This window comes from Leeia oryzae DSM 17879, assembly GCF_000376945.1.
GTDB classification, from domain to species: domain Bacteria; phylum Pseudomonadota; class Gammaproteobacteria; order Burkholderiales; family Leeiaceae; genus Leeia; species Leeia oryzae.
This window is the reverse complement of record NZ_AQXU01000021.1, coordinates 25,918-38,619: the sequence shown is the minus strand read 5'-3', so window position 1 is coordinate 38,619 and position 12,702 is coordinate 25,918. Positions and strand designations below refer to the sequence as shown.

14 protein-coding genes are annotated in these 12,702 nt (G+C 58.2%); 4 read left to right on the top strand and 10 right to left on the bottom strand.

Translation table 11 applies throughout. From position 1 onward, the window contains the following. The 7 genes from F552_RS0107710 to F552_RS0107675 all read right to left on the bottom strand — a co-directional run bounded on the left by F552_RS0107710 (position 1) and on the right by F552_RS0107675 (position 8,099). The gene (locus F552_RS0107710) at positions 1–747 is read right to left on the bottom strand and encodes an FHA domain-containing protein (RefSeq protein ID WP_018151158.1); all 747 of its coding nucleotides are present in this window, start codon (positions 745–747) and stop codon (positions 1–3) included. A gap of 7 nt (positions 748–754) precedes the next feature. Beyond that, positions 755–1,582 (bottom strand): Stp1/IreP family PP2C-type Ser/Thr phosphatase, encoded by an 828-nt coding sequence (locus tag F552_RS0107705; RefSeq protein WP_018151157.1) that lies wholly within the window; start codon positions 1,580–1,582, stop codon positions 755–757. Further along, positions 1,575–4,196, bottom strand: coding sequence for a serine/threonine-protein kinase (locus F552_RS0107700; RefSeq protein ID WP_018151156.1), 2,622 nt, complete (start codon positions 4,194–4,196; stop codon positions 1,575–1,577). Before F552_RS0107700 ends, F552_RS0107705 begins: the two co-directional genes overlap by 8 nt. Positions 4,197–4,353: 157 nt before the next feature. Then, complete coding sequence (locus tag F552_RS0107695) at positions 4,354–5,667, bottom strand: TolC family outer membrane protein (RefSeq protein ID WP_018151155.1); 1,314 nt, start codon at positions 5,665–5,667, stop codon at positions 4,354–4,356. Positions 5,668–5,678: 11 nt separating this feature from the next. Continuing rightward, positions 5,679–6,338, bottom strand: coding sequence for a TetR/AcrR family transcriptional regulator (locus F552_RS18745; RefSeq protein WP_018151154.1), 660 nt, complete (start codon positions 6,336–6,338; stop codon positions 5,679–5,681). Between the two features lie 181 nt (positions 6,339–6,519). Next, positions 6,520–6,792, bottom strand: coding sequence for a hypothetical protein (locus tag F552_RS0107685; RefSeq protein WP_018151153.1), 273 nt, complete (start codon positions 6,790–6,792; stop codon positions 6,520–6,522). Between the two features lie 275 nt (positions 6,793–7,067). Further along, a complete protein-coding gene (locus tag F552_RS0107675; RefSeq protein WP_018151151.1) occupies positions 7,068–8,099 on the bottom strand; it encodes a CDP-6-deoxy-delta-3,4-glucoseen reductase in 1,032 nt (343 codons plus the stop codon). A gap of 40 nt (positions 8,100–8,139) precedes the next feature. On the opposite strand from F552_RS0107675, the gene F552_RS0107670 reads away from it, so the two are divergent. Beyond that, the gene (locus F552_RS0107670) at positions 8,140–9,084 is read left to right on the top strand and encodes a Rossmann-fold NAD(P)-binding domain-containing protein (RefSeq protein WP_026182499.1); all 945 of its coding nucleotides are present in this window, start codon (positions 8,140–8,142) and stop codon (positions 9,082–9,084) included. Positions 9,085–9,096: 12 nt separating this feature from the next. On the opposite strand, the gene F552_RS0107665 is transcribed toward F552_RS0107670, so the two are convergent. Further along, positions 9,097–9,324, bottom strand: coding sequence for a sulfurtransferase TusA family protein (locus tag F552_RS0107665; RefSeq protein ID WP_018151149.1), 228 nt, complete (start codon positions 9,322–9,324; stop codon positions 9,097–9,099). 176 nt (positions 9,325–9,500) lie between these two features. Between F552_RS0107665 and dusA the strand changes: the two genes are divergently transcribed. After that, positions 9,501–10,532: a tRNA dihydrouridine(20/20a) synthase DusA gene (dusA, locus tag F552_RS0107660; protein ID WP_018151148.1), complete on the top strand. Its 1,032-nt coding sequence runs from the start codon at positions 9,501–9,503 to the stop codon at positions 10,530–10,532. On the opposite strand, the gene F552_RS18740 is transcribed toward dusA, so the two are convergent. Beyond that, positions 10,493–11,239 (bottom strand): ABC transporter ATP-binding protein, encoded by a 747-nt coding sequence (locus tag F552_RS18740; protein WP_051078276.1) that lies wholly within the window; start codon positions 11,237–11,239, stop codon positions 10,493–10,495. The two genes, dusA and F552_RS18740, sit on opposite strands and share 40 nt — an antisense overlap. Here F552_RS18740 and F552_RS0107650 point away from each other — a divergent pair. Both F552_RS0107650 and F552_RS0107645 read left to right on the top strand, forming a co-directional pair. Beyond that, positions 11,238–11,855 carry an arylesterase gene (locus F552_RS0107650; RefSeq protein ID WP_026182498.1) on the top strand — a complete coding sequence of 206 codons (618 nt, stop codon included), beginning with the start codon at positions 11,238–11,240 and terminating at the stop codon, positions 11,853–11,855. The genes F552_RS18740 and F552_RS0107650 overlap by 2 nt on opposite strands. After that, positions 11,855–12,508 (top strand): response regulator, encoded by a 654-nt coding sequence (locus F552_RS0107645; RefSeq protein WP_018151145.1) that lies wholly within the window; start codon positions 11,855–11,857, stop codon positions 12,506–12,508. The genes F552_RS0107650 and F552_RS0107645 overlap by 1 nt, the downstream gene beginning before the upstream one ends. A gap of 11 nt (positions 12,509–12,519) precedes the next feature. On the opposite strand, the gene F552_RS20525 is transcribed toward F552_RS0107645, so the two are convergent. Then, positions 12,520–12,672 carry a FeoB-associated Cys-rich membrane protein gene (locus F552_RS20525; protein WP_018151144.1) on the bottom strand — a complete coding sequence of 51 codons (153 nt, stop codon included), beginning with the start codon at positions 12,670–12,672 and terminating at the stop codon, positions 12,520–12,522. Between the last annotated feature and the right edge of the window lie 30 nt (positions 12,673–12,702).

The window sequence follows — 12,702 nt, the reverse complement described above, 5'->3', positions numbered from 1 at the left end:
TTATCCTGGCAGGTCCGGGTCAAGCATGAAGCGCATCGATACCCCGGCCAGCTCGATGACATCCTGATCGGTCAGCGGCTTGGCCTGGGTGCCGATCGAGAGACCGTTGATCGACGGGTAACGCCGGCCTTCTACGTGCGTCAGGCAATAGCCTTGCGGTCGGCGACTGATGACCGCTACCTGGACGCCTTGTCGGCCAAGCGTGACGAAGTTTTTGGTGATTTCCAGCTCGCGCCCGGCATTTTTGCCATTGATGACCCGGATTCTGGCCGTGGGCAGGATGGGGGCATTGGCAACAGGGGGCGGCGGTGGCGGTAACGGCATCGACCGCAAGGCGCTGGTACTGGTTTGCAGGGTGGCCGTGTATGGCACGGCATCTGGCAAGTGACGGCGCGGTGCGGGTGCCATGGGGGCAATCAGGATGGTGTCTTCAAATTCACCGGCCTTGCCCAGCGTTTCCGGATTTTGCTGGTAGGTCAGCTGGTAACGGGCAATGCCGATGCTGTCGTTGTGGTGCAGCAGGATGCGGGTGATTGCCTGTCCGTTGACGTGGGTGCCATTGGTGCTTTGCCGGTCTTCCAGCAGGTATTCTCCCTGCTGCCGGATCAGTATGGCATGCTCGCCACTCACGGCCCGGCTGTCCAATACAATCTGGTTGTGCAATTTGCGGCCAATGGTAATCCGTTGCCCGGCTAACGGGATCTCACGGATAACCTTGCCATCCAGGCTCAGTATCAGCTTGGCCATTGTCCCCTCATCGCCATGGCATCAGCCAGTCTAATGGGCCTTGCCGCTCTTTGAAGTCGTCTTCTACCCGAATCAGGATCACGGAGACATTGTCTTTGCCCCCCGCATCGTTGGCGGCCTGGATCAGCCAGTCGGCCATCAGCTCCATGTCATTGCCGCAACGCTGGATCACCTGGCTGATTTCTTCATCGGTCAGCATGTCGTTCAGGCCATCCGAGCACAGCAGGTAGAGGTCGTCCGGTTCTACCGGAAAACCGTTGATGCCCACTTCCAGTTCCTCTGAAACCCCTACTGCCCGTGTCACCAGATTCCGGTACGGCACATGCCGGGCCGCTTCCGGGGTGATCAGCCCGCTGTCGAGCTGGTCTTGCAGCAGGGAATGGTCTTTGGTCAGGGGTTCCAGCAAGCCGTGGCGGTAACGGTATAGTCGCGCATCGCCGACATGGACAACCGACACATAGTTATCGTGAAACAGGGTGGCGACCAGCGTGGTACCCATGCCGGCGCATTCCGGCTGGCGCTGCGCGGTTTCCAGAATCTCCTGGTTGGCATACAGCGCGGCATCCCGCAGCAGGGCCTGCTGATAATTGCCCAGGGTACCCAGTGCGACACGCTTGGCCTCTGTGGCGTTGTCCAGTTTCAGGCGGATGTCGGTGCTCATGCAGGCAACGGCCATGCTGCTGGCGACCTCGCCGGCGTTGTAGCCGCCCATGCCGTCGGCCAGAATGGCCAGGCCGATGCCGGCATCCAGCCAGATGGCATCTTCGTTGTGTTCCCGCTCCATGCCGGCATGGGTTTCGCCCACCATTGTCAGTGCGTCGCTCAGGTTAGCCATGGTTGCATTCCTGTTTGCAGCGCATCAGCGCCTTGGCCAGCTCCTGACCAGACTGGTAGCGCCGGTCGGCGTCTTTTTGCAGGGCTTTCTGCAAGATGTCGGTCAGGCATTTGGGCAGGTCGGTCTGGAAGTCCTGGATGTTGCGCGGCGGCTCGTTGGCGATGCGGAACATCAGTTCGGCCATGGATTCGCCCTCAAACGGCAAGTGGCCGGACAACAGCTGGTACAACATCACGCCAAGCGAGAACAAGTCCGAGCGGCCGTCCACCCGCTTGCCGGACAATTGCTCTGGCGACATATAGCTAGGCGTGCCCAGTACCAGCCCGGTCCGGGTGCGGCTGGAGTCGGTAATGCGGGCAATCCCGAAGTCGGTCACCTTGACGGTATGGCTCTTGGGTTCATACATGATATTGCCGGGTTTGATATCCCGGTGTACCACTTGCTGCTTGTGGGCGTAGTCCAGCGCTTCTGCAATCTGAATCATGATGTCGAAAACGTCAGCCCGCGGCAGCAGATGCTCCGGGCGGGTAAACTCGTTCAGATCGTTGCCTTTGAGAAACTCCATGGCGATGTAGGCCAGATCGTGTTCTTCGCCCGCATCGTAGATGGTCACGATGTTCGGGTGGTTGAGCTGGCCGGCGGTTTCTGCCTCGCGGAAGAAACGGGCGCGCGCCTGCGCAAGTTCATCCGGTGCAAACTCTTGCGACAGGGCCATGGTCTTGATGGCCACAGTCCGGCCGATTTTCGGGTCCCGGCCAAAATAGACCACCCCCATGGCGCCTTTGCCCAGCTCTTTTTCGATCTGGTAGCGGCCGAGCATCGGTTTTTCGGCCCCTTCGGTAATCAGGGTGCCCGCCTGGCCCGGCGCATTGCTGGCACCCAGCATGACGTTGCCCTGCATCTGCTTGGCGCGCTCGTAACGGGCGTGCAGGTCGCGGAATTTCGGGTTGAAGTGGCGCATGTAGTCGTACACCGACAGTGACTTGTTGAACTGCCGCTTGCGTTCAAAGTCCAGCGCCAGGTTATACAACACATCCATCATCGATTCATCGAGCGGGCATTTGCGGAACTTGTCAAAGGCCAGATCCAGCTGCCCTTGTCCCTGGAATGCCAGGCCCAGCATGCGGTTACTCTCGGCCGATTCTGCATCGGCACGGGCCTTACCGTCCTCCGTAAACAGAAAGTGGCGGGTGGTGATCAGTAAATAACCGGTCAGCAGCAGCGTCGCCGGCGCGGTGAGCTGCACCCATTCCAGTGATTTGGCCAGCAGGCCGATTTCTCCGCCAAGCAGCGCTGCAAACAGCAGCAGGCTGACCAGCGCCCCGGTTCTGGCCGAGAGCTGCGGCAAAGCAAACATCAGATAGAGGGCGACAAAAACCATGCAGGCGATGGGTACCCAGTCAGCCCAGGCCGGCTGCTGGATGAAATCTCCCTGCAGGATGCTCGATACCGAATGGGCGAGGGCAATCACTGGCGGTGTGGCCGCGGACGCTGGTGTCACCAGCTGGTCTCCCAGGCCACTGGCGACGGTACCGATCAGCACCAGTTTGTTCTGGTATTTTTCAGCCGGAATGACCCCGTTCAGCACGTCAAAGAACGAATCGACCGGGAACGGGTTCGTACCAGGGTAGAAGAAAGGCCTGACCAGGCCGGCCTTGTTGCTGGGAATGGTCTGGTTGGCGAGTTGCAGCGGTGCGCCGGTGGTTACCCGGATGTCCGCGGTGTTGAGGTTACGCTGCCGGGCAGCGGCAATCAGCGACAACGCCGGGTAGTAGTGGTCGCCATAATGCATGTAGAGCGATTCCTGGCGCACGACGCCATCCGTATCAGGCAGGTACATGGAGTAACCGATGGCGTTGGCTTTTTGCCCCAGCGCTTCCAGTGGCCAGCTGCCCTGGCGGGCAACCAGCGGCAGGTTGCTGTTGCCGGTATCGACCACTTCACTGATCTGGAACGGGGTCAGGTAATCCGGCTCCGGATCCGGACGTCCGAGTGGCTCGTCGGGACGGGCGAGCACAAAATCGGCAGACAGGATGACATTGCCGGCCTTGTCGATCGTATCGGCCAGTTTTTTGTCGACGTTCAGATTCTTGTCAGCCTCTTTGAGAATCTGGCTGATGGATTGCAGGTACGGATTTTTGAACGGGGCTTGAACCGCCGGGGTGGCGGGTTCTGCCGGTGCCGGCGCAGCCGGGTCGGTGGCAGGTGCCTGATTTTGGGAGGCGGTTGCATTGCTGCTGGATTCGCTGGCTTGTGCCTTGGCCACCAGCGGAATCAGCTTGCTGATGTATGCCATGCCCGGGTCGGTCTGTGGCTCGAAGAAAAACACCGTATTGACGATGCTCTTAGGGTTGCCGCTGGCCAGCTGACTGGTGAAGCGGGCCATCACCTCGCGTGACCAGGGCCAGCGCCCGATGTTGCGGATACTTTTGTCATCGATGGCGATGACGGCAATTTCCTGATTGGGGGTACGGGTCGCCAGCGACAGGCCGGTGTCGTAGGCTTTGCCTTCCAGCCCGTCCAGCACGGAAGTGAACTTCAGGGTCAGCAGAAAGCCCGCTATGATCAATAAGGCAAACAGACTTTCACGTAACCAGGAGCCACGAGTGCGCATGTGAGGTGCATCCTCAATAAGGGTGAATCAGTATGTGGCCCGGAATAAGGCGTTTAGCCAATTCTAAGCCATTTCCATACTATTCTGCACCATAACATCCATTTGCAGAAAGGGGTTTCTTATGCGATTGCAATAAACCGCACTGAAACCGCTGCTGTCATTGCCCCAGACGCTGGTTGATCTCCTGCAGGTCGGTCTCGTCCAGCTTGCCTGCGACGGCCTTGAGTTTCAGGTAGCTGAGCAGATAGGCGTAACGAGCGGCAGACAGATCCTTCTGGGCCGAGTAATAGCTCTGCTGGGCATTCAGTACGTCCAGATTGGTCCTGACGCCGACCTCCTGCCCCAGTTGTGTCGATTTCAGCACGCTGTCGGCGGATACCAGTGCCTGCTCCAGGGCCTTGACCTGTGCCGCACCGCTAGAAACACCCAGGTATGCCGAGTTGGCGCCCAGTATGGCGTTGCGGCGGGCGGTTTCCACATCCTGCCGTGCGGCTTCGTCTCTGGACACGGATTCGCGCGATTTCGAACTCAGGCCTCCCCCGGTATACAGCGGAATGGTCAGCTGGATGCCGATATTGTTGTAGCGGGATTCGCCCGGCTGGGATGAGCCGTGGGTGGTATTTTTACCCACGTTAGCTACCAGATCCACGGTCGGGTAATTGGCCGCCTTGTTCTTGCGGATGTCTTCTGCCGAAATGGATTTCAGAATCTGCTTGGCCTGAATGTCCAGGCTGCTGTCCTGCGCCTGTTGCTGCCAGGCATCGTTGGCACCATTCAATTGCAGGGCGGCGGTATTTTTGAGGGTGGCCAGCGGGGTGAGCGGGCCGCCCGTCAATTGACGCAGGGTTTCCAGCTTGACGTTCAAGTCATTTTGGGCGGCGATTTCCTGTGCGGTGGTCTGGTCGTAACGGGCCTGTGCCTCATTGGTATCGGTAATGGTGGCCGTGCCGACTTCAAAACTCTTCTTTGCCTGGGCCAATTGCTGGCTGATGGCCCGTTTCTGTTGCTGAATGTAAAACACGTTGTCTTGCGCGGTCAGGGCATCAAAGTAAGCCTGGGCCGTACGCAGGATCAGCTCTTGCTTGGCGGCTTTGAGCTGGACTTCGGCCAGATCGGCGGTTAACCGGCCCTGGGCAACCGTGGCGTCATTTTCACCGTTGTACAGGCTTTGCTTGGCAGTCACGCCAATGCCGTTGCTGTTGTAACGGCTGGTGCTGCTGCTACCGCTGAACGGGTCGCTGTTGACCTGGTTCCAGGTGGTATTGGCCGCCAGGGATACCTGTGGCAACAGTACCGACTTGGCCTGGGGGTATTTTTCCAGATTGGCCTCATAAGTCGCCTTGGCAGAAGCATAGGTCGGGTCCTGCTGTCTGGCGGCCTGATACACCTCCATCAGGTCGGAAGCATGCGCTATTGTGGTTCCAGCCAGGATCAGGCTGGCAGCAATCAGGGTAATGCGGTGGTTCAGCATGAACGTTTCCTTTAACAATATCCGGTATGTTCTGGCGCAGCGGTCTTTGGTGACGCTTGCAATCCAGTGATGATCAAATCAATGGCATGGGTCAGCCAGTCGCCCAGTTGCCCGTGCGGCTCGCAATGAAAACAATGTTTCTGGATGACGGCATAGACCATGGGGGCAATCAGGCTATGCGTCACCATGTGAATATCAACAGGGCGGAACTCCTTGCGGTCGATACCCAGCTGGACCAGCCCTGCCAGCTGACCCGTCATCTTGCCCAGTACCTCGGTCTGGTAGTAACGGGCTACCTCCGGAAAGTTGCCGGCTTCTGCCACCATCAGTTTGAGGATGATGGAACGCGAGGTCGCCAGAATGTGTACCTGCCAGTAGTCCACGATGGCTTTTAGCTGCACCGCGACCGGCAAGGCATTTGCATCTTCCATGTATTGCGTCAGGGCCGCGACGGTGGGGCTAATCGACGTTTTGACCAGTTCCTTGAACAGGTCTTCCTTGTTGCGGAAGTACCTGTAGGGCGTGCCTTTGGTCACCCCTGCCTGCCGGGCAATATCTTCCATGCTGGCGGCGGCATAGCCCTTTTCGCCAAACAATAGCAGGGCCGCATCCAGTATCTCGGACGGGCGTGCTTCCTTGCGGCGGGTCTGTCGGGGTGCTTCTGTCAGCATTGTGGGGTCAATAGTTAATGAACAATTGTTTATTAACTTGAAATGTAGAAGTTTGACCTTTGCAAGTCAAGCACTTACATCATTATTTACACTTGGGTTTGGCAAACCGAATGATCTGAAACAAATGAAAATGGCCGGCAGGTGCCAGCCATTTGATGAGGTACAACCATAAAATCAGGTATCAGTGCAGGATGAAAGAAGACAGGCAGCGGAGCAGGCCGCGATTTTCCAGCAAGTAGGCACCTTCACCCAAAGGTTTGGCATTTTCCAGTTCGGCCAGGGTGAAATCTTCTTCTGCGCTTTCCATGGACAGCTCAAGGACCACGTCGTCAGGGTGCGATGGTGCATCTTCTTCCGGCACAAACAGGTACTCTGGCCGGGCGTATTCGCCGTTGAACTGGATCATGTCTGAGCGTTCCAGTACGTCGAGGATATCGGTATTAGGGTTTCTCATGATACACCTCCTGTGCAGGGACTACGTTAAGTGTGACTACTCAGGAAATCAGGGCAATACCTACAATTTCAATATCGCTGTTTTTTTGTATTTTGGAAAGGGTTTTTTTGCACGACAGCAAAAAATAGTCAAAATACGTCAGAAACCCGTGTGCATGCCGGTTAGACAAGCAGATGAGCGGATGGTGCGCCCAGAGAAACAGAAAAGGCAGATCAAACGAGGGGGAGGGCGGGTCAGTCTGACAGATGGCCGACTGACCCGGACAAGCGGAGGAATTACGCTTTAGGTTTCAGGTCTTTGGCCAAGAAGAACGCATCCGAGAAAAACTCGTCTTCCGGCAGGTTACGGGTTTTGGTGAAGCTGGTATGTGCGGCTTCGACCACGACCGGCGCACCGCAGGCATATACCTGGTAGCCGGACAGGTCTTTAAAGTCTTCCAGCACGGCTTCGTGAACAAAACCGGTACGGCCTTGCCAGTTGTCCTCTGGCGTGGCATCCGACACGACCGGGATAAAGGTCAGGTTCGGATTTTCGGCCTGCCATTTCAGGGCCAGGTCAAACATGTACAAGTCTTTTGGTTGACGCGCACCCCAGTAGAAGACCATCTGGCGGTCGCAGCCTTCGTGCAGCGCGTGCTCAACAATCCCCTTGATCGGGGCAAAACCGGTGCCGCTGGCGATGAAGATGATCGGTTTGGTGGAGTCTTCACGCAGGTAGAACGTGCCCAACGGGCCGTTAAAACGCAGAATCTCGCGTTCTTTCATGCTGCTGAAAACATAGTCAGAGAAAGAACCGCCCGCCACATGGCGAACGTGCAGTTGCAGGAACTCGTCATCATGGGGGGCATTGGCCAGCGAAAAACTTCTGCGCTTGCCGTCTTTCATCAGCACGTCGATGTACTGGCCAGCCATGAACTGCAAACGCTCGGTGGCGGGCAGTTTCAGGAACAGCACCGCGACATCGTCGGCCGGCTTTTCGATTTTCTGTACCCGGCATGGCAGGGTCTTGACCGGAATGTCTTTGCCGCTCAGGACTTCACGCACTTCCAGGGTGACATCGGTTTCCGGATACGCGCAGCAGAACAGCGCCTTGCCGGCGGCTTGTTCTTCGTCGGTCAGTGCAGAAGGCTGATGGTCGCCATGGCGTACCTGGCCACTGACGACGGTCCCCTTGCAGGCACCGCATGCGCCGTTACGGCAGCCGTAAGGCAGGCTCAGGCCGGCGCGCATTGCGGATTCCAGCAGAGTTTCGCCTTCTTTTGCGTTAAACTGATGACCACTCGGGGTCAGTGTTACCTGGCAGGACATACCATTCCTTTTTCAAACTTTTCACTGGATGCGGCGGGTGATGTACCACACCAAAAAATTCAAGAAACCTGTTTTGCTCATCGTCGGGGCCGGGGATATTGCCAAACGGGCCATGCCCTGGTTGCGTGAACGCTTCACGGTGCATGTGCTGCTGCGCAATCCGGCGGCTTTTGCCGCCTGGCGTACCCTGGGGGCGACGCCACTCCCCGGGGATCTGGACGATATCCGTGTCTCGTCACGCAGTTTGCAGGGATATCGCTATATCCTGCATCTGGCGCCTCCCGCCAACGAAGGGGAAGACGACCTGCGGACGGCACATTTGATTGCCAGACTCCGTCGATCTGCACGCAAACCGCCATTGTACGGACGTGCAACGTCGAGCAAATTCAATATTTTACCACAGCATCTGACGTATATCAGTACCAGCGGTGTCTATGGAAACTGTCTTGGGGAAGTGGTGGCCGAGTATCGCCCGGTCAGGCCGGGAACAGCGCGGGCGAAGCGTCGTGTTTCTGCCGAGGGGCGACTACGTCAATGGGGAATACACCCGTTGCACCGGCTCTCTATCTTGCGGGTTCCAGGCATCTATGCGGCAGACCGGTTGCCAGATGCAAGAATCCGCGCGGGCTTGCCGGCCTTGAAGGCGGAAGAAGACAGCTATACCAACCATATCCATGCCGATGACCTGGCCAGCATTGTGGGGTTGGCGTTGTTCCGGGGGCGGCCACAGCGCGTTTACCATGCCGTGGATGACAGCCAGCAGACCATGGGCGATTACTTCGAACAGGTGGCGGGTTATCTGGGCTTGCCTGCGCCTGCACGGGTCAGCCGTGAAGAAGCCCGCCAGGTATTGAGCCCGTCCATGATGTCGTTTCTGAATGAATCCCGCCGGCTGATCAATACCCGGCTCAAGCAGGAGCTTAGGGTGCGGCTGCGGTATCCGGATGTCGCCAGCGCCTTGCCCGCCAAGGCAGACCGGGCGTGAGGAGGGGCTGGTTTACTTCCGTTTGATCAGGAAACGGAACTGGCCGTCTACCTGGGTGTTTTCCAGCAACTGGTGACCGGTTTGCTGGCAGAACTGGGCGAAGTCGGTCGGGGTGCCGGGGTCGGTGGCCCAGACGAGCAGCAGTTTGCCGCTTTCCATGGCGGCCAGTGCCTTTTTGGTGCGCAGAATGGGGAGCGGGCAGTTCAGACCTTTCAGGTCGATTTCCAGATCGGGTGTCATGAGCGGGTGTCCTGTGTAATCTTTGCATTTTACGCTAAACCCGTTGCGGCGGGCAGGGGTGGAAAGGCGGGCTTTTTAGCGGAAAACGCCGGTTTCAGGTACAATATCTGATTAAATTTTGTTCATCCGATGTGTTGGCCGGATTGAACATGAACACCTGCCAGAAACGAGTTTGTATGTCTTTGCCGCCCCGTAAAATCTCCATCGCGCCCATGCTGGACTGGACCGACCGGTTTTATCGGTATTTTGCCCGTCAGATTACCCGCCACACCTGGCTGTATACCGAGATGGTCAATACCGGGGCGATTTTGCACGGGCAACGTGAACGGTTTCTGAAGTTTGATGCCTGCGAGCATCCGCTGGCGATTCAGCTGGGCGGGAGCGAACCTGCCGCTTTGGCCAGTTGCGCCCGCATTGCCGAAGAATGGGGCTACGACGAGGTCAACCTGAACGTGGGTTGCCCGAGTGAGCGGGTGCAGTCCGGCTCGTTTGGCGCGTGCCTGATGGCTGAGCCACTGCACGTGGCCGACTGCATGAAAGCCATGCAGGACCAGGTATCCATTCCGGTCACCATCAAGCACCGTATCGGCATTGATGATGTCGAGTCTTACGATTATCTGCGCCAGTTTGTCGAAACCGTGGCCCGCCACAGCGACACGCGGGTGTTCATTGTGCATGCGCGCAATGCCATCCTCAAAGGCTTGTCTCCCAAGCAGAACCGCGAGATTCCGCCGCTCAAGTACCACTATGTGTACCAGCTGAAGCAGGAATTCCCGGAGCTGGAAATCCATATCAACGGCGGGATTACTTCGCTAGAACAGGCGCAGGCGCATTTGCAGCATGTGGACGGGGTCATGATCGGGCGCGAGGCCTATCACAATCCGTATTGTCTGGCAGAGGTAGACCGGCTGATCTACGGCGATGACCATCCGGTGCCGTCGCGGGAAGCGATCATCCATGCCATCATGGGCTTTGTGGAAAGCGAAGTGGCCAGTGGCGTGCCGCTCAAACACATTGCCCGCCATATTCTGGGTTTGTATCAGGGCTTGCCGGGTGCCCGCCACTGGCGGCGGATGCTGTCTGACGCGACCCTGCTCAAGCCGAATGACCCGCAATTGCTGTTCAAGGCCATCGAGGATTTACACCAGCGCGCCAGCCAGCGTGCAGATCACGCAAGCGTTGCGGTATCGGACAGCGTATCTGCCTGAGGTGACGGCTGGCTGACCAGCCGGCCTTTCTCCAGCCGGATCTGCCGCTGGCATTGGCTGGCCAGCTGGTCGTCATGGGTCACGATCACCAGCGTGGTATGGTGTTCTTTCTGTAGTTCAAACAAGAGCCGGATGATGGTGTCACCGGTTTCGCTGTCCAGGTTGCCGGTGGGTTCATCGGCAAACAGGATTTCCGGGCGGGTGACAAACGCCCGGGCCAAGGCCACGCGCTGCTGTTCGCCGCCAGACAGGCTGGCGGGCAGCTGGTGCAGCCGGTCGCCCAGTCCTACCTTTTGCAACCACTCCGTGGCAACGGCCTCGGCCGCTTTATGCTGTTGCAGGCCAAGCGGCAGCATCACGTTCTCGAGCGCGGTCAGCATGTCCAGCAACTGAAAATTCTGGAACACAAACCCCACCCGACCCGCCCGCAAGCGAGCGCGGGCATCTTCCCCCAGCGCATTGATGGATTGCCCCAGCAGCATCACCTCGCCCTGGCTTGGGTTGTCCAGCCCGGCCAGCAGTCCCAGCAAGGTTGATTTGCCGCTGCCGGATTTGCCCAGAATGGCGAGTGTTTCGCCGGATTGGCATTCAAACGAAATGTCGTTGAGGATATGCAGCAACTGACCGTGAAATGCCACTTGCTTTGCGAGGTGCCGCGCCTGCACAATCGGGGGAGTTCCTGAAAGGAGATTTTCTGTGCGTGTCATGCGAGTATTCCTGTCGTGGTGGATGCTGGGCGCCAGCCTATTATTGGCGCAGAACAGTTACGGCGCAACGATTCTGGTCATGGGCGACAGCCTGTCGGCCGGCTATGGCCTGCCAAAAGATACCGGCTGGGTTGATCTGCTGGCGCGCAAGGCAGGGGCTCGCCATACGGTCATCAACGCCAGTGTCTCCGGTGAAACGTCAGCGGGCGGCGTCGCCCGTTTGCCACAGGCCCTGGCCAAGCATCAGCCCGATATCGTCCTGCTGGAACTGGGGGCTAACGATGCCTTGCGCGGGCTGCCCTTGCAGGCGACCCAGAACAACCTGCAGCGCATGATCGAACAGATTGCCCAGGCGGGCGCCAAAACCGTGCTGATCGGCATCCAGATTCCTCCCAATTATGGCCGCCAGTACCAGCAAAAGTTCAGCCAGATGTATCAGGAGCTGGCCAGCCTGGAGAAAGTACCTTTTGTCCCGTTCTTGCTGGCGAAGGTGGCCAACCGCAAAGACCTGTTCCAGCCAGACGGATTGCATCCAGTTGCCAAGGCGCAGCCGTTGTTGCTGGATACCGTGTGGCCGGTGCTCCGGCCCGTGCTGAAAACCGTCAAGGATAAGTAATGCGGATTTTGCTGGTTGAAGACGATGCCTTGCTAGGTGACGGTATTGCCGCTGTATTGCGGGATGCCGGCCTGGTGGTGGACTGGATGCAGGACGGAGTGACCGGGGAATCCGCCCTGATGACCACCGATTATGAACTGCTGGTGCTGGACATCGGTTTGCCGCGGCAAGATGGCCTGACCCTGCTGAAGAAGTTGCGCAGCAAGGGCAAGGATCTGCCCGTGCTGTTGTTGACCGCAAGAGATACCGTGGATGATCGCGTCAAAGGGCTGGAAGCCGGTGCAGATGATTATCTGGTCAAGCCGTTTGCGCTGGCCGAGTTGACTGCCCGCGTCCGTGCCTTGCTGCGGCGTGCCCACGGGCGGGCCAATCCGGAACTGAAGCACGGTGACCTGACGGTGGACCCGGCCGCACATCAGGTATGGCTGAAAGGGGAGCTGGTGGTGTTATCCGGCAAGGAGTTTGCCCTGCTGGTGGACTTGCTGGAACATCGGGGTACGGCCAGGTCCCGCGAGCAACTGGAAGACAGCCTCTATGGGTTTGGTGAAGAAGTCGGCAGCAATGCAGTGGAGGTGCATATCCACCACTTGCGCAAAAAACTGGGCGACCAGTTGATCCGTACCATGCGCGGCGTGGGGTACGTGATCGCCTGATCGCCTGCCTTCTATTTGCTGCAGCGTTTGGTACCACACCCGCTGCAGCTGCCGCAACCGGTCGATGCACCGGGTTTTTTGAGTACATATTTGCGCAGGACAAAGGCGGCGGCGCCCGCCACGCACAGTCCTACAATCGCAGTTTGAAGCCAGTCAGCAGACATGTGGTTCTCCCGGTCAGACCGATTCGATAA